Source organism: Bryocella sp. (assembly GCF_058498515.1).
Genome location: NZ_JBMHYI010000066.1, coordinates 119,881 through 141,656, shown reverse-complemented (window position 1 = coordinate 141,656; position 21,776 = coordinate 119,881). Strand labels below are relative to the sequence as shown.

General features: G+C 64.9%; 20 protein-coding genes. 10 read left to right on the top strand and 10 right to left on the bottom strand.

The features are described from left to right. Nucleotides 1-67: 67 nt before the first annotated feature. From AC5E6W_RS19660 to AC5E6W_RS19630, 7 genes are all read right to left on the bottom strand, one after another. Complete coding sequence (locus tag AC5E6W_RS19660; protein WP_491754038.1) at nucleotides 68-1,993, bottom strand: alpha-L-arabinofuranosidase family protein; 1,926 nt, start codon at nucleotides 1,991-1,993, stop codon at nucleotides 68-70. 60 nt (nucleotides 1,994-2,053) lie between these two features. Next, the gene (locus tag AC5E6W_RS19655; RefSeq protein WP_491754037.1) at nucleotides 2,054-3,004 is read right to left on the bottom strand and encodes an alpha/beta hydrolase; all 951 of its coding nucleotides are present in this window, start codon (nucleotides 3,002-3,004) and stop codon (nucleotides 2,054-2,056) included. Nucleotides 3,005-3,110: 106 nt separating this feature from the next. Beyond that, nucleotides 3,111-4,172 carry a DUF7544 domain-containing protein gene (locus tag AC5E6W_RS19650; protein WP_491754036.1) on the bottom strand — a complete coding sequence of 354 codons (1,062 nt, stop codon included), beginning with the start codon at nucleotides 4,170-4,172 and terminating at the stop codon, nucleotides 3,111-3,113. Between the two features lie 107 nt (nucleotides 4,173-4,279). After that, nucleotides 4,280-4,951 (bottom strand): aspartate/glutamate racemase family protein, encoded by a 672-nt coding sequence (locus AC5E6W_RS19645; protein WP_491754035.1) that lies wholly within the window; start codon nucleotides 4,949-4,951, stop codon nucleotides 4,280-4,282. A gap of 31 nt (nucleotides 4,952-4,982) precedes the next feature. After that, complete coding sequence (gene trmFO / locus AC5E6W_RS19640) at nucleotides 4,983-6,437, bottom strand: methylenetetrahydrofolate--tRNA-(uracil(54)-C(5))-methyltransferase (FADH(2)-oxidizing) TrmFO (RefSeq protein WP_491754034.1); 1,455 nt, start codon at nucleotides 6,435-6,437, stop codon at nucleotides 4,983-4,985. A 2-nt stretch (nucleotides 6,438-6,439) separates the two neighbouring features. Beyond that, entirely contained in the window at nucleotides 6,440-7,012 is a 573-nt protein-coding gene (locus tag AC5E6W_RS19635; protein WP_491754033.1) for a GNAT family N-acetyltransferase, read from the bottom strand. Between the two features lie 72 nt (nucleotides 7,013-7,084). After that, nucleotides 7,085-7,744 carry a hypothetical protein gene (locus AC5E6W_RS19630; protein ID WP_491754032.1) on the bottom strand — a complete coding sequence of 220 codons (660 nt, stop codon included), beginning with the start codon at nucleotides 7,742-7,744 and terminating at the stop codon, nucleotides 7,085-7,087. Between the two features lie 182 nt (nucleotides 7,745-7,926). Here AC5E6W_RS19630 and AC5E6W_RS19625 point away from each other — a divergent pair, with 182 nt between their 5' ends. The 9 genes from AC5E6W_RS19625 (at nucleotide 7,927) to moaC (ending at nucleotide 16,654) form a co-directional block, all read left to right on the top strand. Next, nucleotides 7,927-9,222 carry a 3-deoxy-D-manno-octulosonic acid transferase gene (locus AC5E6W_RS19625; RefSeq protein ID WP_491754031.1) on the top strand — a complete coding sequence of 432 codons (1,296 nt, stop codon included), beginning with the start codon at nucleotides 7,927-7,929 and terminating at the stop codon, nucleotides 9,220-9,222. After that, nucleotides 9,219-10,304, top strand: coding sequence for a tetraacyldisaccharide 4'-kinase (gene lpxK / locus AC5E6W_RS19620; protein ID WP_491754030.1), 1,086 nt, complete (start codon nucleotides 9,219-9,221; stop codon nucleotides 10,302-10,304). The genes AC5E6W_RS19625 and lpxK overlap by 4 nt, the downstream gene beginning before the upstream one ends. After that, complete coding sequence (locus AC5E6W_RS19615) at nucleotides 10,301-11,365, top strand: glycosyltransferase family 9 protein (RefSeq protein WP_491754029.1); 1,065 nt, start codon at nucleotides 10,301-10,303, stop codon at nucleotides 11,363-11,365. Before lpxK ends, AC5E6W_RS19615 begins: the two co-directional genes overlap by 4 nt. A 13-nt stretch (nucleotides 11,366-11,378) precedes the next feature. Next, a complete protein-coding gene (locus tag AC5E6W_RS19610) occupies nucleotides 11,379-11,975 on the top strand; it encodes a methyltransferase family protein (RefSeq protein ID WP_491754028.1) in 597 nt (198 codons plus the stop codon). Nucleotides 11,976-12,039: 64 nt separating this feature from the next. Beyond that, nucleotides 12,040-12,894, top strand: a complete 855-nt coding sequence (locus AC5E6W_RS19605) for a DUF3108 domain-containing protein (RefSeq protein WP_491754027.1) — start codon at nucleotides 12,040-12,042, stop codon at nucleotides 12,892-12,894. 63 nt (nucleotides 12,895-12,957) lie between these two features. Next, on the top strand, nucleotides 12,958-13,290 hold the full coding sequence (locus AC5E6W_RS19600; protein WP_491754026.1) for a putative signal transducing protein: 333 nt from the start codon (nucleotides 12,958-12,960) through the stop codon (nucleotides 13,288-13,290). A gap of 306 nt (nucleotides 13,291-13,596) precedes the next feature. Then, nucleotides 13,597-14,790 carry a carboxypeptidase-like regulatory domain-containing protein gene (locus AC5E6W_RS19595; RefSeq protein ID WP_491754025.1) on the top strand — a complete coding sequence of 398 codons (1,194 nt, stop codon included), beginning with the start codon at nucleotides 13,597-13,599 and terminating at the stop codon, nucleotides 14,788-14,790. A gap of 87 nt (nucleotides 14,791-14,877) precedes the next feature. Continuing rightward, a complete protein-coding gene (locus tag AC5E6W_RS19590) occupies nucleotides 14,878-16,155 on the top strand; it encodes a molybdopterin molybdotransferase MoeA (RefSeq protein WP_491754024.1) in 1,278 nt (425 codons plus the stop codon). 13 nt (nucleotides 16,156-16,168) lie between these two features. Then, nucleotides 16,169-16,654 (top strand): cyclic pyranopterin monophosphate synthase MoaC, encoded by a 486-nt coding sequence (moaC, locus tag AC5E6W_RS19585; RefSeq protein WP_491754023.1) that lies wholly within the window; start codon nucleotides 16,169-16,171, stop codon nucleotides 16,652-16,654. 346 nt (nucleotides 16,655-17,000) lie between these two features. On the opposite strand, the gene egtD is transcribed toward moaC, so the two are convergent. The 3 genes from egtD to AC5E6W_RS19570 form a co-directional block, all read right to left on the bottom strand. Next, nucleotides 17,001-17,987, bottom strand: coding sequence for an L-histidine N(alpha)-methyltransferase (gene egtD / locus AC5E6W_RS19580; RefSeq protein ID WP_491754022.1), 987 nt, complete (start codon nucleotides 17,985-17,987; stop codon nucleotides 17,001-17,003). Nucleotides 17,988-18,284: 297 nt separating this feature from the next. After that, entirely contained in the window at nucleotides 18,285-19,712 is a 1,428-nt protein-coding gene (gene egtB / locus AC5E6W_RS19575) for an ergothioneine biosynthesis protein EgtB (RefSeq protein ID WP_491754021.1), read from the bottom strand. Between the two features lie 201 nt (nucleotides 19,713-19,913). Then, nucleotides 19,914-20,645 (bottom strand): VIT1/CCC1 transporter family protein, encoded by a 732-nt coding sequence (locus AC5E6W_RS19570; protein WP_491754020.1) that lies wholly within the window; start codon nucleotides 20,643-20,645, stop codon nucleotides 19,914-19,916. Between the two features lie 190 nt (nucleotides 20,646-20,835). Between AC5E6W_RS19570 and AC5E6W_RS19565 the strand changes: the two genes are divergently transcribed. Then, entirely contained in the window at nucleotides 20,836-21,696 is an 861-nt protein-coding gene (locus tag AC5E6W_RS19565; protein ID WP_491754019.1) for a hypothetical protein, read from the top strand. The last annotated feature ends 80 nt before the right edge of the window (nucleotides 21,697-21,776 follow it).

Here is a 21,776-nt window from a genome sequence, read left to right as displayed (position 1 = left end):
AACACAAAGGGCTGCCCCATTCGGGTCAGCCCTTTGTCTTTCTTCACTATTCACTGCTCACTATTCGCTACTTCAACACCACATCCACCGTCTGAATCGTCAACGCCGGCACGGTGTGGCTCCATGAACTGCCTGACACCTGCGATGACGACAACAGCGGATGCACCACGCTGGGCTCGGTGATGGTGTTTGTCGCCTCATAGCTTCCCGCATGCAGCGAGGCCAGCTTAGCAACGTGCACGCCGGTCAGGCCTTTGAGCTCTACCTCCAGCGGCTGCTCGTGATCGCTTGCGTTTACAAACTTCAGGTGCAGCGTGCTGGTCTTCGAGTCCACGGTCGCGGAGTAATAGAAGCGCGAGCCCTCGGCGCTGATCGTCGACTTCGGCACGCCGTCGCCGAGATGCTCAGCGAACATCACCTGCGCGTAGTAACTCGGCGAGCCGAAGCTCGTCTGAGCGTCATAGCCGATGAGGTTCGTTCCCCACTGGGAGGCCTGCGGATTCACGTTGACCAGCAGAGGAGCGTACGCGCTCATGATGATGAGGTCGCTGTTGCGCTCCATCGAGGTCATCCAGGCGGAGTCGGCCAGCGCTGCACCGAAGTTCGGCGTCGGCGACCCGGCGAGCGTGGCCCATTCGCCCACAAAGATCTTCGGCCCGGTGCGCGGCGCATCGTCGTAGTGCTTTGTGAAGTCCAGCATGTCCGCTGTGTGCTTGTAGTAGTGGTCGTCGACGACGTCCGCTTCTTCGAGCTTGTTTGCAGCCTTCACCGGTGTGGTCGCGATCAGCTTGTACTGCGGATACTTGGTATGCAGCGCGCGCGCAAATGGTGGCCAACGCTCGGAGTAGCTTCCACTCTTGTCCAGCCAATCCTCGTTGCCGACCTCGATGTAACGCAGCGGGAAGGGCTTCGGATGCCCATCCTTGGCACGCTCTGCGCCCCACTTCGTGTTTACGTCGCCGGTCACGTACTCGACCTCATCCAGAGCGTCCTGAATGTACGGCTCGAGGTCCTTGCCAGGCTTCACATGCTCGCCCTTGAGCGAGTAGCCCGCATACACTGCGAGTACCGGCTCAACCTTCAGGTCTTCGCACCACTCAAGGAACTCCAGCAGCCCAAAGCCATCCGTCGACCAGTAGCTCCACGGCGCCTGGTGGCCAGGGCGATCCACGATGGGCCCGATGGTCTTCTTCCAGTCGTACCAATCCTGTAGGCGATCGCCCTCAAGGTAGTTGCCGCCGGGCAGACGCAGGAACGTGGGCTTCATCGCGGCCATCTTGTCCATCAGATCGACGCGGTTGCCGTTCTCGCGGCCCGCGTAGGTTGGCGGCATCAGCGAAACGGACTGCAGCCATAGCGTGCCCGGCTGGCTGACCGTGAACTCGATATGGTTCTCGGAGGACGGTGCAACCTGCCCAGTCTTCAGCGTGTACTCATACTGCGACCAGTCGCCACTCTTGAGCTTCACGATGGTCTCGGCGAGCGTCTGTCCGCTCTTGTTGGCGATGAGGCGCACGGTGAGCGGACCGCTCAAGCTCTCGGACTTCGCATAGAATGATCCCTTGTACTCGGTGTGCGGCTTGAGGCCAATTCCCCACCATCCGGGGTTACCCAGGCCCGCGGCGTTGCTCTCCGTCGCGGAGGTGATCTCCAGCCTGGCGCTGTAGTCCAGCGCTGTGCTGGGCCCGGTCTTCTTGTCGATCGACAGGCTCGCCTGCGCGTTGCCGCGGCGCACGATCTCCCATCGCTGCAGCCCAGCCCAGTCGCCGCGGAAGGTGCGATTGGAGATCAGCTCCGCGTACAGCCCGCCCTCGTAGGAGTGGTTGATCTCCTCGGTCATCAGGCCGTAGAGCATCGGGCTTACCGGATGCACGATTTCGGCCGGGTCGATGCTGAGCTTCGCCGCCTCCGGGTGCGACTCCTGCGCGCCCATCCCTGCGGGTAACGCCATCAGCGCTGACGCGTACAACCATCCAACCCACTTGCCTCTCATGCTCGCTCCATTCTGCGTTCTCAAGCCTTGAACCGATCTCTTTGTTGAAACTCGCGAGCCTTACTGCGCCGCCATCCAACCATGCACGCGCATCCACGCAGCCAGTGCCTCGGTCCACAGCTCCACGCCTGGCCGGCCCTTGGCGAGGCCGAGCCCATGCGGGCCGTGCTCGTAGAGGTGCATCTCGACATCAACGTGCTTCGCCGCGCAGGCCTCGTAGAAGCGGACGGAGTTGGCTACGGGGACGGTCTTGTCGTCGGTGGTGGCGAAGAGGAAGACCGGCGGCGTCTTCTCGCTCACCTGCAGCTCGCTCGAGAACATGGCCTGCATCTTGGGGTCGGGATCCTTGCCCAGCAGCGCGGTGCGCGAGCCCATGTGCGCGATCGCGGGGTCCATGGTGATCACCGGGTAGGAGAGTACGGCAAAGGCCGGCTTGTCGGAGAGCTTGTCGGTGGCGTCCGTCGGCAGGGATTCCGTGTTGGGCAGCGCTTCGTCGAAGTGCGTGGCGAGCACCGAGGAGAGATGGCCACCAGCCGAAAATCCCCACACGCCGATGCGGTCTTCACCGAGGCCATACTCCGCAGCGTGCGCGCGAATCACCCGCATGGCGCGCATGCCATCCAGCAGCGGCGCGGGATAGGTGTACGGTGCCACGCGGTAGTGCAGCACGAAGGCCGCGACACCATGGGCGTTGAGCCACTGGGCGATCGCCGAGCCCTCCTTCACCAGGGACTCATGCATGTAGCCGCCGCCGGGAATCACCAACACGCCGGTCTTCGTGGGGTTCGCAGCAGGAAGGAAGATGTCGATCGAGGGAATGTCCGTGGTCAGGACCTCCGTGCCGAAGCTGGTCCCCGTAGAGAGCGGGGCGGTGCCGGCCCACAACGGCAGATTGCGAGATGCCGTTTGAGCTCCGGCACACAGCGGAACGGCAGCCAGGAACGCAGCTGCCACCAGCGCGGAAGCAAAGCTGCTACGCGCAGAAAGGACTCGGGACAACGTTTTCTTCATCACCGAGGATCATTCACCCAAACCCCGAAGCCAGTCAATACGAAGCGCTAAAGTCCGCGGGCCGCGCGGTTTCCGCGCGGCCTGGGTCTCGCAACGAATCAGAGGCCTAAGAGGCTGGAGGAGCAGCGTATCCGGCCGCCGGCACGTAGGTCGGGGAGGGCGGAAGCAGCGGCTCCAGGTAGGCGCCGACCTTGGGATATCGTCCGCCCAGGAAGTACAGCGCGTAGGCCTGCAGGAACGTATAGAAGTAGCCGCAGGCCATCACCACCGCGACGATCACCACCGCCAGCAGCACCAGTCCGAGGACGATGAGGCCGCCATAGAGAACCGCGTGGCCCGCCACTCCCGCATTGTGCAGCGCGACCCACAGCAGCCCAGCCGCGCCGCCCAGCGGGATAGCCGCCACCGCCAGCAGCAGCGCTGCCCCAATCGAGATGACAGCGGCGCAGGCCATCGACAGCAGCAGGTTCATCAGAAGGAACAGAAAGATGTCTACCGGCTCGGCCTGGGCCAGCCCGAAGACCCGCCGCACGGTCTCACGCAGCGTGGTGCTCTCAAGCGCCATGGAGGGCAGCGCAAAGCTGACCAGCAGGCGATACGCCGCGCCCAGCAAGAGGCCAAGGGTGAATAGCACCATCCCGAAGCCGAGCATGCCGGCGACGAAACCGATCATCTGGTGAGGGTCGCCGGTGAGGTGGGGCATCGTCCGGAATACGTGGACGAACATAGGCGCGAGGATCGGCGCCAGCGCTACCAGTGCCACGGCCAGGAAGGCGAGCTTCAGTGCGATCCAGCGCCAGGTCGCCGCGCTGTAGCGGCTCCAGATGGGGCCGATCTGTGTGTCCCGCCGCAGCACGACCTCGAAGAGGACAAACTGCATCCGCGAACCAACGTAAAAGATGGCCGCCCAGACCAGGAAGCCGACGATGGCCAACGCCACGAAACCCGCGACGATGGCTGCCATGACCGCCGGAGGCACGACGTGATGCACGTGGTTGATCGGGCCGTGGAAACTGTTGTTGCTGGAGAAGTTGAAGCTGGCCATCTGGGCCAGCACCGCGACGAAACCAATCTTGAGCAGCAGCCGCCAGCTGCGCGGAGCCCACAGAAGATTGCGCGTGTGAGTCCACGCGGGAGAGATCGCATCAATCGCAGAAAGAGGACGCATGCTGCACCTCATGGTGAGATCGGCCTGCGGGTGTGAGTCTAGTCCAGTCCAGGTCCGAACGCTACCGTACGCAGTCTTCTACGCAAGGCGTTGGCTCGTGGTTCCCCTCACCCCAGGGCCAGTTGCGCCAACGCGTCCGCGTGGATCGCGGCGCAGTTGACGAGCGGGAACGGCGAGGTCCGCTCGTCAAAGGCCAGCGCGAGGTCAGTTCCACCCAGCATGATGGCCTCGGCCCCCTGGGTTTCGATCAACCGCTTGCTGGCCGCGTAGAAGATGGACCGCTGTTGCTCGGTGACGACGCCTGACGCCGCCATCGCGACGTAGGCCTCATGGACGGCGTCCAGGTCCGGTCCGGCGGGCGGCAGAATCTCCGCGCCGCGGATGCCGCCGTAGAAGCGCGTTTCCATCACGGTGCGGGTTCCAAGGATGCCGATCCTCCGAAGCCCGCGCGCGTCGATCGCCAGGCGAACCTCGGAGAGCATATCAACGACGGGGAGCGGGGATACGGACTTGAACTCCTCAATGCAGAAGTGGCCTGCAATCGAAGTGACGGCGACGCAGTTGGCTCCGGCCGCGGCCAGCCGGTTCGTCAGGCGAAGGTAGATCGCGACCTGCGCCGCGGCATCCTTCGTTGCCAGATGCCGCAACAGCGTCGGTGTGTCGGCGTGCACGATCGTCAAGTCCAGAGCCGCGCTTTTGCTGGCGAAGGTGGAGATCAGCCGGCGGTAGTAGTAATCCGTGGCTGCCGGTCCGATTCCTCCGATGAGTCCGATATGCATCTCTCCTCCAGTCCACCCGACGACGGGCGCACTATGCCGTCCATGCCGCGGCACTCACCGCCAGCCAGGCGTCGAAGGCCTCCAGCGCCCGTTCACACTGGATGCGGTGGCGCTCCTTCTTGTCGCGAGTTTTCTTGCGCAGCTCCTCTTCGAGCGGCACCAGGAGATCGAAGGTGATGTTCGCCGGCTGGAAGGTCTTGGCCTCGGCGTGGGTGATGTAGTGCGAGAGCGAGCCGTTGGCGCTCTGCCGCGGTGCTGGAGCAGGCTGCTGACCGCGAGCGAGTGCGGCCGCGTAGCGCCCGGCGAGCAGCCCGCTGGCGATGGACTCCGTATAGCCTTCGACACCCGAGAGCTGGCCCGCGATCATCACGCTGGGATGCTTGCGCAGCTGCAACGTCTCCGTGAGCAGCGAGGGCGCGTGGATGTAGGTGTTGCGGTGGATCTGCCCGTAGCGCAGGAAGGTCGCGTGCTCGAGCCCTGGGATGAGGCGCAGCACCTTGGCCTGCTCGCCATACTTCAGCGAGTTTTGGAAGCCGACGAGGTTGTAGCTGTCGGCGCGCAGGTTTTCCTGGCGCAGCTGCACGCAGGCATACGGCCAGCGGCCGGTCTTCGGGTCTGTGAGGCCCGCTGGCTTCATGGGACCGAAGCGGAGCGTATCGCGCCCGCGGCTGGCGAGGATCTCGATGGGCAGACAGCCTTCGAAGTACGAGGGTTTAGAAGGCGAGGGCTCAGGGCCAAGGGCCAAGGGTCCAGAAGACGCATGATTGCCGGCCACATCGTCGCCTTCTGAGCCCTGAGCCCCGAAACCTGGCCCCTCATCGATCCGTTCCCACGACTTGTGCTCCACCTTCTCTGCGCCGATCAGCGCGTCGATAAACGTGTTGTACTCGTCCCTGGTCATGGGGCAGTTGATGTAATCGGCTGTGCCCTTGTCCCAGCGCGCAGCCATGTAGACCTTGTCGCGATCGATGCTCGAAGCCTCGACGATGGGTGAGATGGAGTCGTAGAAGGCGAGCTCCGACGCTCCCGTAAGCCGGGTGAGTTCGGCAGTCAGCGCAGCGCTGGTCAGCGGGCCTGAGGCCAGAATGGTGATGCGGTCGGGATCATTCTCGTGAAGCTCGGTGACTTCTTCGCGGCGAACCTCGATGTTCGGCTGGGCGGCGATGGCCTCGGCGACGCGGCGCGAGAACTCCACACGATCCACGGCGAGCGCGTGACCCGCGGGTACGGCGGTCGCGTCAGCCTCACGTAGCAGGAACGACCCCGCGCGTCGCATCTCCTGCTTGAGCAGCCACGGCGCGGTGTTCTCGCTCTCGCTCTTCAGCGAGTTGGAGCAGACCAGCTCGGCAAAGTCGGACGTCAGGTGCGCCTCGGTGGAGCGATGCGGCCGCATCTCGTACAGCACGACCTTGCAGCCCGCCGCGGCCGCCTGCAGCGCGGCCTCCGGGCCTGCGAGGCCTCCGCCAATGATGTGAATCGTCTTCATAATCATTCCACCGGCTCCGCGATGATCGGGTCGGGCTGCATCGAAGCCGGCGCGTTCTCCCGATCCTGCGCGGCCATCGCCCGCAACGTATCGTCGGCGAGCCGCATGATGCGCCACGACTTCAGCATCGTCGCTCCGACCTTCTCGTACACCGCAATGGCGGAAGCATTCCAGTCCAGCACATCCCACTCCAGCCGCGGACAGCCTTCGTCCACGGCGATCTTCGCCAGCCGCGCCAGCAACGCTTTGCCCACGCCATTGCCGCGCTTCGCGGGCGTCACATACAAGTCTTCGAGGCGAATGCCATGATGCCCCCGCCACGTCGAGTAGGTCCAGAAGTAGAGCGCTAAGCCCACAGGCTCGCCATCGAGCTCAGCAATCAATGCAGCGAAGCGACGTTGCAGCTCACCTGCAAGTGGCGTGACGCCATCGGCAGCGAGCCCCCAGCCATCGCGCAACAGGTCAGCCCCGGTTGCAAGTACAGCATCCGGCTCGCGCTCGTATTCGGCGAGTTCGCGGATGAAGCGCATCATGGTGGGAACGTCGGAAGGTTCGGCGGGACGGATATGAATCATGAATGCTTTGGACAGCCTGGGCAAGCAAAGCTGTTCGTTCCTGGCTTCTAGCCAGGAACGAACAGCTAGAAGCTAGTGGCTATCTTTCCCTTCTACCGTGGGATGCAGCGGGATCTCAAACGAATCCAGCGCCTGCTGCGAGGACGTCCAGCGCACCTTGCGCAACTCCAACGTGGCCTTCTCGAGCACCGGCCTATCCAGCCCCTGCATGTCATAGAAGAGGTATCCCGCAACGGTTGCGTGGGCCTTCACCGTCGTGGTCTTGAATCCAAAGTCGTCCAGATCCTGCAGGATCTTCTTGTCCACGTTCTTATGCACCGTGATGGGCGGGAGAGGCAACGGCAGCGGGATCTTCTTGCCCATCGCGTCCTTCAGACCGACCAGCCGGCGCTGCAGTTCCTCATCTGTGGCTGCCGGAATGGTCGTATTGTCTCCAGCAATGAAGTGAATACGCGCATCGTCCAACGTCAGATCCTGGTCGGAGTCATTGGTCACGATGACGCGGATCGGCAGCATCTCCCGGCCGTAGTAATCCATCCGCGTGTTGGGGCGGGCGTCCTTCACATCACCTGGCTCGGCGGCGATGGTCACCTTCTCGTTCGCGTGCGTCTCGTGCATAGAATACTGGGCCGCGCCGAGTGGCGGCGGAGGCACACGAGGCTTTTCGCCCTGCATGGTGAGCGGAAACGCAAGCGTCAGCGCGGCGAAAGTAAAACCAAGGGTGCGAAGCATATCCAATCCATTATCCTTTGGTTGATGTACGGGAAGCAAAACGCGCGCCGCTATGGTGTCTTGGGTACCTCGGGTGTCTCGCCGCACGCGGGCGCCGCGACGGCGAGGACGTGATGATGGTCGGCTACAGCCTGCTTCTCTTCCTCGCTCTGACGTTGAGCGCGCCGTGGTGGTTGACGCGGATGCTGACCACCCAGCGCTACCGCGAGGGGCTTTCGCAGCGCCTGGGCCGCGTCCCCATGGCTCTGCGCGACTATGCGCGAGGGCACCGCATCGTGTGGCTGCACGCTGTCAGCGTGGGTGAGGTGCTCGCCGCCACCCGCCTCGTCAAAGAACTGGAAACCGCCTTGCGAGCGCAGGACGACAGCTTCCGCATCGCCATCTCCACGACAACCCGGACCGGACAGGCACTCGCCCAGCAACGCTTTGGCACCGAACGAGTCTTTTACTACCCGCTCGACCTCGCCTTCGCCGTGCGAGCGTACCTCGATGCCTTGAGGCCCGAGGCGCTCGTCCTGATGGAGAGCGAGCTGTGGCCGCGCATGCTGAACGACTGTAATCGCCGCGGCATTCCCCTCTCGGTAGTCAACGCCCGCGTTAGCGACCGGTCGTTTGCACGGGCGCGGCGCTTCCACGCAATCTGGTCGCGGCTGCTCGCCAAGGTCACGCTCTTCCTCGCACAGAGCGAAGAAGACGCACGCAGGCTTATCAGCCTTGGCGCACACGCCGATGGCGTGCGAAGCAGCGGAAACCTGAAATACGACGTGCGCGCGCCGAAGCAAAGCCGCGTCGCGGAGCTGATCAAGGGCATCGCAAACGGTCGCCCCGTCGTCGTTGCCGGAAGCACAGTCGCCAGCACAGAGGCGCGCGTCGAGCCGGAAGAAGCGCAAGTCATGGCAAGCTGGATGCGGGGTGCTTTGCCAAGCGGCGCTCTGCTGGTGCTGGCTCCGCGCCACCCCGAGCGCTTCGAGGAAGCATGGCAGATCGCCTACGATTTCCCATCGTTGAGGGCCACCGATCTTCTCGCTGGAAAGACCGCCCGAAATGCCGTGCAACGCAGTCATCCCGATGGAGAGAGCCTAGATAGACCGGACATCATCTTGCTCGACACCATTGGTGACCTCGCAGCCGTCTACGGCATAGCGGATGTGGCTTTCGTTGGCGGCAGTATGTTCCCGCGAGGTGGCCACAACCCCCTGGAGCCCGCACAGTTCGGCGTGCCAGTCGTCATAGGCGACTCGTTCGAGAATTTCCGGGATATCGTCGCCAAGATGCGCGACGCCGACGCCATCCGGATCGTTCACGACAAGCTGGAACTGGAAGACGTCTTCCGCTATCTGTTCGAGCATAGGGACGAAGCCCGGGCCCTCGGTGCGCGTGGGCGTTCTGTCTTCGAGCAAGAACAGGGTGCCACCACGCGCACCGTGGATGCCATCCTTCACCTCATCTGCTCCGCACCCAGTGGAGGCCCGCGATGAACGCTCGCCGCCGTTGGGCCTGGCCTCTGGTGCCGCTGTACGCCGCGGCGCTTGTGGCGAAGAACGCTCTGCGCCGCGTGAGCGCTCCACGCACCCGGCGTCTGGTCCGGCCCGTGTTGAGCGTGGGTAGCCTCTCTGCTGGCGGCGCCGGCAAGACGCCCGTGGTGATCACGCTGGCTTCCATGCTGCGCGAGCGTGGCTGGCAACTCGACATCCTTTCCCGAGGCTACGGTCGCACTGGCACGGGCGTGGCCCGCGTGGACGCTGGCGCGGACAAGGCTGCCAGCCTCTATGGCGATGAGCCAGTGCTGCTCGCGCAACGCACTGGCGCACCAGTGTGGGTCGCGAGCGAGCGCTATGCCGCGGGCCTCGCGGCCGAAGCTGCTTCAGCGCACACGCCGGACGATCCCCGCGCGTTGCATCTGCTCGACGACGGTTTTCAGCATCGGAAGCTCGCGCGCACCGTGGACATGGTGCTCATCACCGAGGCCGATCTCGACGATGCCCTGTTGCCGGCGGGCAATCGCCGTGAACCACTGGCAGCGCTGGGCCGCGCCGACTTCGTGCTGCTGCGGGAAGACGAGCGGGAGCGCATCGAGACGCGCGTCCGCGCGCTGATGCGCCCCGGTTCGCAGTCGCGGCCTGCCGCGCTGATCTGGACGCTGCGGCGCAGCCTGCACTTTGCCTCGCCATTGTTTGTCTTCGGGGCCGGTCTGCGGCCTGTTGCGTTCTGCGCGATCGCGCGGCCGGAGAGCTTCGCGATCATGCTGACGCAGGCCGGCTGCGGCATCGCGGACACCATCTTCTTCCCCGACCACCACAGCTACACCATGGCCGACATCGAGAAGATCATCGAGCTTGCTCACTCGCTCAAGGCGACCGGGCTGGTGACGACGGAGAAGGACGCCGTGAAGCTGACGCCGGCGATGCGCGAGCGGCTGGCGATCGTCGGCGCGATCATGGTCGCGGAGCTGAACGTGGAGTTCGTCTATCCGGAGCGGCTGATGCGCGAGCTGGAATCGCGCCTGACGTCTGCGCCCATGCGACAACTCAAAGAAGCGCCGCAGAGGACACGACCGTGAAGGTCCTGCTGGTGCGCACCGGGGCGATGGGCGACGTGATTCACGCGCTTCCCGCTGTCGCGGCGCTGCGCCGTGCCCGGCCCGACTGGACCCTCGACTGGGTTGTGGACCCGCGCTGGGCTCCACTGCTGGCCTCCGTGGACTCGCCGGACGCCGATCAGGGTCGTGGTCCGGGACGTGAACCGGTCGTCGATCGTGTGCATCTCGCGGAGACGAAGCAGTGGTCGACGACGCCGTTCTCGCGGGCCACGTTGCGGTCGGTTCTTGGACTTCGCAGCAAGCTTCGAGACCAGCACTACGACCTCGCGGTCGACCTGCAGGGCACGCTGCGTTCTGCGGTGCTTGGCAGACTTGCGAATGCGAAGGCGTTTGCCGGGTACGCCGATCCTCGTGAACGCCACGCCGCGGGTTTCTACTCGCGGCGTATCGAGCGCAGCGGCGGACACGTCGTCGCGATGAACGCCAACCTGCTCAGCGCAGCTACCGGGGTTGCGCTGGAACCCGAACCCTTCGCGCTCCCCGTCGAGGCGTGGGCAGAACACTGGGCTGAGCAGCATGCGGTGCTGCGGCGTCCGCTGGCGCTGCTGGCGGCGGGTGGAGGCTGGGCCGCCAAGCACTGGCCCAACGACCGCTATGGCGAGCTGGCTCGCGAGCTGCAGGCGCAGGGGTTTGACGTCGTCGTCAATGCTCCGCGCCAGGATGACCCCACAGCCCTGGCCGTCGTCGGTGCGAGCGAGGACGCCGCGCGCATGGTGGTGTGCAACGTCTCGGGGCTGATCGCGCTGATGCGCCGCGTGGATCTGGTGGTGGGCGGAGATACCGGACCGCTGCATCTGGCTGCAGGGCTTGCGATTCCCACCGTTGCGCTCTTCGGCCCGACCAGCCCGGAGCGCAACGGACCCTGGGGCCCTGGGCCGAAGATCGCCCTGCGCGATCCGGCCTCGCCCACCAGCTACAAGAAGTCCTCCGAGCTCGACCCCGGGCTCGCACGGATCACGGTCGAACAGGTCCTGGCTGCCGCCGCAGAGGTCGCTACGCTCCCTCCACGGCGGTCAATCTGAGACAATCGACCGGATGAGCTCAGCGCAGTCGAACAGGACCACCTGGCAGCGGATCGCACGCCGCATCCGCGTCCCGCTGGGGTTCGTGCTGGCGGCGGTGCTGCTCGTTCTGGCTCGGCCGACGTGGCAATCGCTGCTGCTTGGTCTTCCTCTGACGGCTGCGGGCCTGTGGCTGCGGGGCTATGCCGCGGGGTATGTGAAGAAGAATGCGGAGCTTACCCGCACCGGCCCGTACGCGCATACGCGCAACCCACTCTACCTTGGCTCGATCCTGATTGGAGCCGGCTTTGCCGTGGCGGCCGGCCGCTGGTGGATGGTCGTCCTGCTGGTGGTGATGTTCGTGGCCATTTACTGGCCCACGATCCTCAGCGAGGAGATGTTCCTGCGGTCTACCTTTCCCGGCTTCGACGACTATGCGCGCCAGGTGCCGCGGCTCGGCTGGCGCCTCACCCGTCCGCACTTTCCCGACGTCCAACTCTCCAGCGGCAGCTTCGACCCAGGGCGCTACCGCCACCACCGCGAGTACAATGCCCTTATTGGCGCGGCGGCCCTGTACGCTGTGCTAGCGGTACGAATGTGGGTCGGCAGCAGCGCTCACTGGCGAGTTTGAACAAGGCCTTCCGGAGCAGCGCCTTCAAAGGGCACTGCCTTCAAGGAAACAGGAGACCATCACGTTGAAGGCCGGCACGGTTCTACTCGCCAAGGCACGGCTGACTCTTGCCGCGGCGCTGGCGCTCGCGTTCACCGGCCTCTGGACCGGCTCTGCCGGGGCGCAGTTCCTCGGCGCGCCCAAGACGGCGGCGTCCAAGATTCCTGCCCCGCAGAAGCCCATTCCTCCGCTCACCGCGCCCGATCCCGCCTTCACCTATCCGCAGCACGAGACCCTGAGCTTTACCGTCGACTGGCGGGTGTTCACCGCCGGCGTCGCGGTGTTCAAGGTCGATCAGGTGGGTAGCGAGGTCAGAATCTCCACTACAGCCGACACGGTCGGCGCCGTGAACATGCTCTTCCCGGTCGTTGACCGCTTCCAGTCGGGCTTCGACCTCAAGACCGGCTGCTCCACGGGCTTCCACAAGCAGATCCAGGAGAACCGCCGCAAGATTGCGACGGACCTGACCTTCGACTACGCCCACGGCAGGCAGCTGCAGGACGAGCGCAACCTCGTAAAGGGCACCGCGACCCACAAGGAAGCCAACATCCCCGCCTGCGTCACGGACGATATGTCGGCGATCTTCTACACGCAATCGCAGACACTGACGCCTGGGCAGACGGTCTCCTTCCCGCTGGCGGACTCCATGCGGACCATCACCGTGGGCATGAAGGTGGAGGCCAAGGAAGAGATCAAGACGCCCTCCGGCACCTTCCAGACCGTCCGCGTGCAGGCCACCGCCGACGAGGGCGTGGTGAAGAACCGGGGCTCCATCTGGATCTGGTACACGGACGATGCGCGGCACATCCCGGTGCAGATGCAGGCCCGGCTGTTCTTCGGGACGATCACCTTCCACCTGCAGTCCATCGACATCAAGTAGCGCCGGCAGCAGCCTGGCCACCTGGCCCGCGCTTGCCATCAAATTCCAGAACAGGAGCATGCGATGAGTACTTCCCTTCCTACTGCCGAAATCCCGGGTGGCGACGAGCTTGTCACCGTGGGCACCTTCAACGACCTGACCAGCGCCGGCCTGGCGAAATCCGCCCTGGAGTCGGCGGGGATTCCGGCACTGCTGCGCAGCCCTAATGCCAACAGCCTGATACCCTTCGCCTTCGAGAGCGAGGTGCAGGTGCGCTCCGCCGATGAGGCCGCGGCGCGGAACCTGCTGGAGAGCGCCGAGGATTCGCCCGCCAGCGAAGCTGAGGTCCTGGCTGCCGAACAAGAGGACCTGGCAATGCCCACGGAAGAGCTCCCGGGCGAGAGCACCGAAGACTGATTCATCTGCCTCCGTGCGAGGATCGCTCTCCCGGGAGCTCTCCGGGTTGAACTCGGCGCGTCGTTCCATGTAACTTGATCGTGCTGCTCACCCGTCGCCTCCTTGGTGGCGCGGTGGGCCGGGTCTGCCTGATCCGAGCACTGCAGGCTGCCGCCCGGTCAAGGCTCGAGGGCAGTCCGCAGGGTATCTGGTCCGGGGAAACGCACGCGCAGATGCCGCCACCGGCCGGCTCCAGGCCACATAGAAGAACCGGGCCGCCATTGGCGCTCCGCAAGAAAAGCATCACGCGAGGAAGGTTCATCGACCATGAAGACTCTGAAGGGCACTCTCTGGATTGCGGCCGTCAGCGCCGCTCTGTTCAGCTCGCCCCTGTTTGCTCAGGCACCTGCTGCCACCACGACCACCGCTCACGGCCACATCCAGAATGCGGCGGGTCAGCCGATCGCTGGCGCCACGGTGGAGTTCACCAAGGACAAGTCGGTCGCGTACAAAGACGCCAAGATGGCCGTCAAGGTAACGGGCGACGCGAGTGGCAACTACACCGCTCCCGGCCTGACACCCGGCGACTACTACATGTACGTCTCCCAGGGCGATAAGCACATTGACCAGCTCGAGGTGACGATCAAGCCCAACACGCCGGACATGGTCGTCGATGACGACATGACCCGCGCCGACTATGTCGCCAAGATGACTCCTGAAGAGCGCAAGCAGATTGAGGAGTTCAAGAAGAAGAACGCCGAGATCATGAAGTCGAACTCCGTGATCGCGAACCTGAACAACACGCTGAAGCAGGTGCGTGCGGATCTCGCGGCGGCAGCGCCCACTCATGGCGACGTGAGCAAGGACGTCGCGGACATGAAGCAGGCCACCGACCAGAAGCCCGACGAGCCGCTGCTGTGGCTGAACTACGGTGATACCGCCGCGGCCCAGGGCGACCACCTCGCCGCCGCCGACAAGGCCAGCGGCAAGGCTCCCTCCAGCGACCCCGACACGATGGCGATGTACGACACCGCGGTGACCGCGTACAAGACGGGCATCGACAAGGATGCCGCCAGCAAGAAGCCCACCCCGGCGCAGGAAGCCGTCGGCTACGGCCAGATGGGCAACGTGCTCGCCAAGGAAGGCAAGACCACCGACGCGACCGCTGCCTACGAGAGCGCGGCCAAGGCCGATCCCACCAAGGCCGGGCTGTACTACAACAACGAGGCGGCGGTGATGCTCAATGCATCTCAGCCTGAGGCTGCTTTGGCTGCCGCCGAAAAGGCGATCGCCGCCGAACCGACCCGCGCCGATCCGTACTACATCAAGGGCCAGGTGCTGGTGCAGAAGGCGACGCTGGACCCGAAGACGCAGAAGCTGGTTGCGCCTCCGGGCTGCATCGAGGCGTACTCGAAGTACCTGGACCTGGAGCCGAACGGTAAGTTCGCGGGCCAGATCAAGGAAGTGCTCGCGGCCTTCGATCAGACGCAGGTCACCAAGTTCCGCGGCGGCAAGAAGTAAGCTTGCGGAAGACAAAGGAGCCCCGGTCAGCCTGCGCTGACCGGGGCTGTGTTCTTAACACGCGCCTCCGCGCGGAGAAGGCGGATCATGGAACGCATCCTTAGCTTCCCGGAGGCGCTGGCCGAGGTGCTCGCACAGGCTCGTGGTCTTGTGGGGCCGATGCAGGAGGAACGCGTCGCGCTGGGCGATGCTGACGGGCGCGTGCTTGCCGGGGCGATTCTTGCTGATCGAGATCAACCGCCGTTCGACCGTTCCACACGCGATGGATACGCTTTGCGGGCGGCTGAGCTGAGCAGCGGTGCGGAACTTCGGGTGATCGGCTCACTGCGAGCAGGAGAGCTTTGGAGCGGCGAGCCTTTGCGCGAGGGCGAGGCGCTGGAGATCATGACGGGCGCTCCTGTCCCAGCGGGAGCGGACTGTGTGGCGATGCTGGAGCACGTCGTCCGCGACGGAGAGAGCCTGACCGCACAGCCGGGGCGGGCTTGGAAGACGGGCGAGAACATCGTGCCGCGCGGTGCCGAAGCGCGTGCGGGCGATGTGGTGCTGCCTGCGGGACGGACGATCGGGGCCGCGGAGGTCGCTGTTGCGGCGACCTCCGGTTGCGCGGAGCTTGCGGTGTTTGCGAAGCCGAAGGTCGCGATCATCGCGACGGGGGACGAGCTGGTGGGCCTCACCGAGACACCCGCAGCCTGGCAGATCCGCAACTCCAACAGCTGGTCTCTGGCGTCGCTGGTGCGCGCGGCGGGAGGATTTCCGGGGCGGCTCGCCATCGCGCGCGACGACCTCGACGATTTGCATGATCGCATTGCGCAGGGAGCGGTGTGGGACCTGCTGGTGCTGTCCGGCGGTGTGTCGATGGGCAAGCATGACCTCGTGGAGCAAGTGCTGCGCGAAGCTGGCGCGGAGTTCTTTTTCACCGGCGTGTGGATCCAGCCGGGCAAGCCGGTGGTCTTCGGGCGCTTGCCGAAGAGCGGCATGGTCTACCACCCCAGCCGGGCGCACGAGTTTGCGAACTGGCAGGGCGAGTGGACGTACTTCTTCGGCCTGCCGGGAAACCCGGTTTCGACCGAAGTCTGCTTCCACCTGTTCGTGGCTCCGCTGCTGCGGGCGCTGGCGGGGCGCAGGGACCTCGCTCCTGCTTTCGTCGAGGCGAGGCTTACCGAGGACGTGAAGGGCGCTGGAGGACGCGCGCGGTTCCTTCCTGCTCAGCTCAGCAGCGCGTGGGACGGGGTGACCGTGAAGCTGGTTCCCTGGCAGGGCTCGGGAGATGTGGCGGCGAACGCGCGGGCGGGATGCTTCTGCGCGCTGCCGGCGGATGTGGAGGCGTTCCATGCCGGCGACGCGGTGCGAGTCCTGCTGCGGTAGTAGCCTAAGCAGCATGACTGAGAAGCCCGATAAGCTTTCCCACTACGACGAGGCCGGGCAGGCCCACATGGTCGATGTCAGCGGCAAGTCCTCAACACGGCGTGAGGCGGTGGCTCGGGCGTTCGTGGAGCTGAACGAGGCTGTGCTGGCGGCGCTGCCGGACAATCCCAAGGGCAATCCGCTGGAGGTCGCGCGGTTCGCGGGGATCATGGCGGCGAAGAAGACCAGCGACCTGATCCCGATGTGCCATCCGCTGCCGCTCAGCTTTGTCGACGTGCAGGCTACCGTCGTGGCCGGGGGGGTGGAGATTCGGGCGACCGCTGCGACCGTGGCTGGGACCGGCGTGGAGATGGAGGCGATGACGGCTGCTGCCATCGCCGCGCTGACGGTCTACGACATGACCAAGGCGCTGGACAAAGGCATCCGGATCCGCGAAGTGGTGCTGGAGTCGAAGACGGGCGGGAAGAGCGGGAAGTACAGCAGAGGGACAGCTGAATAGCTAAATAGCTAAATAGCAGAACAGCAGAACAGGAAACGATACGGCCCGAGGGTACCCCCTCCCCCCCCCGGTTTTTCCTCAAAGTCTTCAGCGCAGAGACTTTAGGGGTGGACCTCGTCTTTTCGTGTTCGCGACGGGCATCCTGCCAGCGCCGGAGATGCAGGGGTTTCCCGCGCCACGGATACTGGAAGGTGGGAGCTGGGATTTGGGAATACGGGCCTGCGGGGGCAGGGGCTACTTCCATTGTAGCCAGCGCAGCAGCAAAGTATGCCAACGTACGGCGACCGCGGAGCTCAAGGCGAGGCTGTAGAGGAGCGAGGAGTGAGGCAAGGACAGGGGTGGGGCGTTACTCCACTCTTGCCAGCGTGACGGCGAACCAGCGCTGGGGGTCGTGCCAGGTGTGCTGGGTGCGGAAGCCTGTGTCCTTCATCAATGCGTGCAGAGAGTCCTGGGAGAACTTGTAGCTGTTCTCGGTGTGAATGGTCTCTCCGGCGGCGAAGCGGATTCGTTCCCCAGCGACCCGGACGGTCTGGTCGGCCAGGCTTTGAAGGTGCATCTCGATGCGGCTCTCGGCCTCGTTCCAGCGGGCGAGGTGCGCGAAGGCGTCCAGGTCAAAATCGGCGTCCAGGTCGCGATTGAGGCGGGCCAGGACGTTCTTGTTGAAGAACGCGGTGACTCCTTCGCGGTCGTCGTAGGCGGCCTGAAGCTGGGCCACAGTCTTGCGGCCGGTCTTGCCGGTTGAGGGGCGGAGATCAGTGCCTAAGAGAAGACCATCGCCAGGTTGAAGCTGATCGCGGAGCGTGCGCAGGATCTCACGGGCCTCCTGCGGCGAGAAGTTGCCGATGCTGGAGCCGATGTAGAGCGCGAGGACTCGACAGGCGCCGTCGCGTTCGATGCGATAGCCCTCGGTGACGTAGTTGGCGACGAGGGGCTTGATGTGCACGGAGGGAACCTTCTCGCGCAGGCTGGTCCCAGCTTCCTCGAGGGCTGACGCGCTGACGTCGATGGGCTGGTAGAGCACATGGCCCTGCAGCCGCGAGGCGGCGCAGAGCAGCAGGCCGGTCTTGGAGCAGCTGCCTGCGCCGAGTTCGACGAAGCTGAGAGGCGCGGCCATGCTGGTGACGATGTCGCGGGCGTGGACGGCGAAGATTTCGCGCTCGGTGCGGGTGAGGTAGTACTCCTCGAGGCGGGTGATGTCCTCAAAGAGCTGCGAGCCGCGCTCATCGTAGAAGAGCCAGGGCGAGAGGGTTTTCTGCTCGCCGGGGGCGACGTGGAGACCTTTGAGGGCTTCGGTACGAACGGCTTCCTGCAGGGATTGGGTCGTTTCGGTCATGATTCGTCCGCGCCTCGGTGCGCTGGTCGTGCCTTTGGGTTTACGAGCTGGCTTCGGGCTTTGATGCGATCTGAAGAGAGCAGGACACGCTCTAGGGAAACGCGGCGAAACAAACCGTACCTCAGCGGCTAAAGCCGCGTCGACTCTTCAGTTTTTATGTCACGGCTGAAGTCCTTCGACGATGCTCAGGACGACCTGCCGTTCGTGCTCTCTGGCGTTTTGTGTCCGGAGAAGCAGATCCTCCGCTTCGCGAAGGATGACAACAAGAAAAACAAACGGCGGTTAGCCTGGGCCCACTTAGCTTGGGCTGTCCTGGGCGAGGCGGAGGCCGCTGAACTGCCACCTTGTCGCAGGGTGGAAGAAGTTGCGATAGGTGGCTCGGATGTGGGTCTGGGGAGTGACGCAGCTGCCGCCGCGGAGGACCATCTGGGAGCTCATGAACTTGCCGTTGTACTCGCCGAGAGCGCCGGGGAGCGGCTTGTAGCCGGGGTAGCCGATGTAGGGGGACGAGGTCCACTCCCAGACGTCGCCGAAGAGCTGTTGGGGGACGGGAGATGCAGATGCAGGTCTCTCCACTTCCCCTTCGACCAGCTCAGGGTCCGGTCGAGATGACACATCTGGGGTTGAACCGGCGATGGCGGGATGCAGGAGGCCGGATTCGAGGAGGTTGCCGGCGGGGCTACATCGCGCGGCAACGTACTCCCACTCGAACTCGGTGGGGAGGCGATGGCCGGACCAGCGGGCGAAGGCGTCGGCCTCGAAGAAGGAGAGATGGCAGACGGGGGTTTCGCTGAGCTCTTCGAGCGGCTGGAAGCCGTGCAGCGTGAAGACGCACCAGCCGGATTTCGTCTCGCTGTCGCGACGCCAGTAGAGGGGAGCGTTCCAGCCTTCGGCGCGCATGGTGTCCCAGCCTTCGGAGAGCCAGAGCTCGGGCCGGGCGTAGCCGTCTTCTTCCATGAAGGCGAGATATTCGGCGCAGGTGACGAGGCGCGAGGCGAGCTGGAAGGGCGGGAGGTAGACCTTGTGGCGGGGCGTCTCGTTGTCGAAGGCGAAGCTGGTGATGGAGGTGGGGTCAGGGGTGACGCCGATGTCTACGATGCCAGGGTCAGCGGGGGTGTAGGCGATCCAGTCGAGGGGAGGGGCGATGTTGAAACCGGGATCGGTGTCTTGGACTTCCAGATTGCCAGATACCAGGTTGCCAGATGCCAGCGCGTCGCGTGTCTGCAGCGGGGCATAGGCGGGGTGGAGGGGGTTGGTGAAGAAGGCGTGCTTGATGTCCGTCGCGGCGAGCTCGAGGTGCTGGTACTCGTGCTCGAGGCCGAGGACGATGCGGCGCATGGCGTCATCCTCGGGAGTCTGCTCGAGGAGGTGGGCGATGCCGGCGTCGACATGCTCGCGGTAGGCGAGGATCTCGGCAAGTGGAGGACGAGAGAAACTAGCGCGGAGCTTCTTCTCGGGCATTTCGCCGAGAGCCTTGTAGTAGCTGTTGAAGAGCCAGCGGAAGTCGGGGTTGAAGGGTTTGTACTGGGCGATGAACTCGCTGAGGACGAAGGTCTCAAAGAACCACGAGGTGTGGGCGAGGTGCCACTTGACGGGCGAGGCCTCGGCCGAGGACTGCACCATCATGTCTTCCGGGGTGAGCCGGGAGGCAAAGTCCATGGTGGCCTGGCGAACGGAGCGAAAACGCTCCAGGAGGGCGGTGGCGACCGGCTGCTGCGTCAGCATGGCGGAAAATCTCCAATCGCGGTGTGATGCTCCGCTGGGTCAGGGGTGTTGCTCTCGTTGGATGCTGCGCGGGGAAGGCGGTTACTCGAAATCGAGCTCCTTTCTAACTCTCCTGACACGATTTGCCAAGGCTGCTGACAATCGACCTTGGTGCGAAGACCCGGGTCCCCAAGTGCGAGGGACCCGGGGCACCCATCCCGTTTACCCCGAGTGGCTGTTGAGGAGGCGGGCGAGGAAGAATGCGACGGTGGCGGCGAGACCGCCGATGAGGACGGTCTGGATGGCGCTGCGGAGGATGTGCGAGCCGAGCAGGCGGCCTTTGAGGCCACCGAAGAGGGCGAGCGCGACGAGCGTGATGACGACAGAGGTCTGGAGCGCTGTGGTCATGCTGGCGAGCAGCAGGTAGGGCGCGAGGGGGATGGCTCCTCCGGCGATGTAGGAGGCGGCGATGGTGGCGGCGGAGCGCCAGGCGCGGCCTTTCTCCTGCTCCTCGAGGCCGAGTTCGAAGCGCATCATGAAGTCGACATAGGCGGTGGGATTGGCTTCGAGCGAGCGCAGGACAGGGGTCGCGGCTTCGCGGGAGACGCCGTACTTTTCGAAGATCTCGAAGATCTCGGCAGCTTCGTCATCGGGGCGCTCGACGACCTCGCGCTGCTCGCGGCGAAGCTCGGAGGCGTAGTGCTCGGCGTCGCCGCGGGCGGCGAGGAAGCCGCCGAGGCCCATGGCGATGGAGCCGGCGGCGATCTCAGCGAGGCCGGCGACGACGACGAGGCGCGGCGAGGAGACGGCTCCGGCGAGTCCGGCGGCGAGGGCGAAGGGCACGGTGAGGCCGTCGGCGAGGCCGATGACGATGTCGCGGACGGTGTCCGAGGACTGGAAGTGGTGCTCGTTGTGCTGGCTGGGGGAGATGGCGTTGCCGAGGGTTTCGGGCATGCTGCGAGTGTAGGAGGGATTTGGGGTTGCAGGTAGGGCAAGGTGGTGAAGGCGATGAAATCATAGGGCGACGCGAGGGCTGACCGGCTCGGTGCGGGTGTCGAAAGAGAAGGCTGCGTTTACAAATTGTTACTTCTTTGCCGCGTCTTCCGCTGGAGAATGGCGTCTACCCGTGCAGAAGGTCACTCTTATGAAGCTCACTCACTATTCCCGCCTGCATCGCGCTGGACGCGGGCTCGCTACGGCTGTGCTCGGTTGTGGTCTGATGGCCGCCTCTCTTCCTGCTCACGCTCAGGATGCTGCTGCCCCGCAGGATGCACAAGGTGGCGGACGGCGCGGCCAGGGTGGGGCGTTCGCGGGCATGCAGCGGGTTGCGGGCGAGGTGGTGTCGGTGTCCGGGGCGAACGTGATCGTGAAGGCCGAGGACGGCAGCACGGTGACGATCGTGACGACGGACAATACGCGGATCATGAAGGGCCGCGGGAACATGACGGGCAGTGGGGGTGGCGTCAGCGGTGGCGGCGCGCCCAGCACGATCAAGGTCTCCGAGCTGAAGCCGGGGGATGGGATTACGGCGGCGGGGAACCTCGACGCCCCAAACAAGACGCTGCACGCGGCGTTCCTGGCTGCGGTCGACGCCGCGCAGGTGAAAGCGATGAAGGACAACCTGGGCAAGACGTATATCGCGGGCCGGGTGACGGCGATCGACCTCGACAACGCGAAGCTGACGGTGGAGCGGCCAGATCATGTATCGCAGACGATTGGGCTGGATGATTCCACGAGCTTCAAGCGCGGGCGCGGGGGGCGTGGAGGCGGCGGTGGAATGGCCATGGGAGCAGGGGCTGGGGCTGCTCCGGCCGATGCTGGGGAGAGCATTACGCTCGCGGACGTGAAGGTGGGCGACCAGGTGGCCGGGCAGGGTGAGATGAAGGGCGGGGCGTTTGTGCCCAAGCAACTGACGGTGATGACTCCGGGGCAGGGCCGGCGCAATGGGGCCCAGGGTGGTCAGCCGGGTGCGAGTGCGCCTCCGGTGCCGCCGCCGGGCCTGTAGACCGAAACGGGCTCGAAACCAGGAACTGGAGAGGGTCCGGCAACGTTCCAACTCCAGCAAACGTTGTCCGACGCATCAAG

Coding starts and splice junctions, on each gene's coding strand:
- AC5E6W_RS19610 (WP_491754028.1), top strand. CDS start 11,379: ATGAGCTCAGCGCAGTCGAACAGGACCACCTGGCAGCGGATCGCACGC.
- egtD (WP_491754022.1), bottom strand. CDS start 17,987: ATGACCGAAACGACCCAATCCCTGCAGGAAGCCGTTCGTACCGAAGCC.
- egtB (WP_491754021.1), bottom strand. CDS start 19,712: ATGCTGACGCAGCAGCCGGTCGCCACCGCCCTCCTGGAGCGTTTTCGC.
- AC5E6W_RS19630 (WP_491754032.1), bottom strand. CDS start 7,744: ATGCTTCGCACCCTTGGTTTTACTTTCGCCGCGCTGACGCTTGCGTTT.
- AC5E6W_RS19625 (WP_491754031.1), top strand. CDS start 7,927: ATGCTGACCACCCAGCGCTACCGCGAGGGGCTTTCGCAGCGCCTGGGC.
- AC5E6W_RS19635 (WP_491754033.1), bottom strand. CDS start 7,012: ATGATTCATATCCGTCCCGCCGAACCTTCCGACGTTCCCACCATGATG.
- AC5E6W_RS19660 (WP_491754038.1), bottom strand. CDS start 1,993: ATGAGAGGCAAGTGGGTTGGATGGTTGTACGCGTCAGCGCTGATGGCG.
- AC5E6W_RS19595 (WP_491754025.1), top strand. CDS start 13,597: ATGAAGACTCTGAAGGGCACTCTCTGGATTGCGGCCGTCAGCGCCGCT.
- AC5E6W_RS19590 (WP_491754024.1), top strand. CDS start 14,878: ATGGAACGCATCCTTAGCTTCCCGGAGGCGCTGGCCGAGGTGCTCGCA.
- moaC (WP_491754023.1), top strand. CDS start 16,169: ATGACTGAGAAGCCCGATAAGCTTTCCCACTACGACGAGGCCGGGCAG.
- AC5E6W_RS19650 (WP_491754036.1), bottom strand. CDS start 4,172: ATGCGTCCTCTTTCTGCGATTGATGCGATCTCTCCCGCGTGGACTCAC.
- AC5E6W_RS19655 (WP_491754037.1), bottom strand. CDS start 3,004: ATGAAGAAAACGTTGTCCCGAGTCCTTTCTGCGCGTAGCAGCTTTGCT.
- lpxK (WP_491754030.1), top strand. CDS start 9,219: ATGAACGCTCGCCGCCGTTGGGCCTGGCCTCTGGTGCCGCTGTACGCC.
- AC5E6W_RS19600 (WP_491754026.1), top strand. CDS start 12,958: ATGAGTACTTCCCTTCCTACTGCCGAAATCCCGGGTGGCGACGAGCTT.
- AC5E6W_RS19570 (WP_491754020.1), bottom strand. CDS start 20,645: ATGCCCGAAACCCTCGGCAACGCCATCTCCCCCAGCCAGCACAACGAG.
- trmFO (WP_491754034.1), bottom strand. CDS start 6,437: ATGAAGACGATTCACATCATTGGCGGAGGCCTCGCAGGCCCGGAGGCC.
- AC5E6W_RS19645 (WP_491754035.1), bottom strand. CDS start 4,951: ATGCATATCGGACTCATCGGAGGAATCGGACCGGCAGCCACGGATTAC.
- AC5E6W_RS19565 (WP_491754019.1), top strand. CDS start 20,836: ATGAAGCTCACTCACTATTCCCGCCTGCATCGCGCTGGACGCGGGCTC.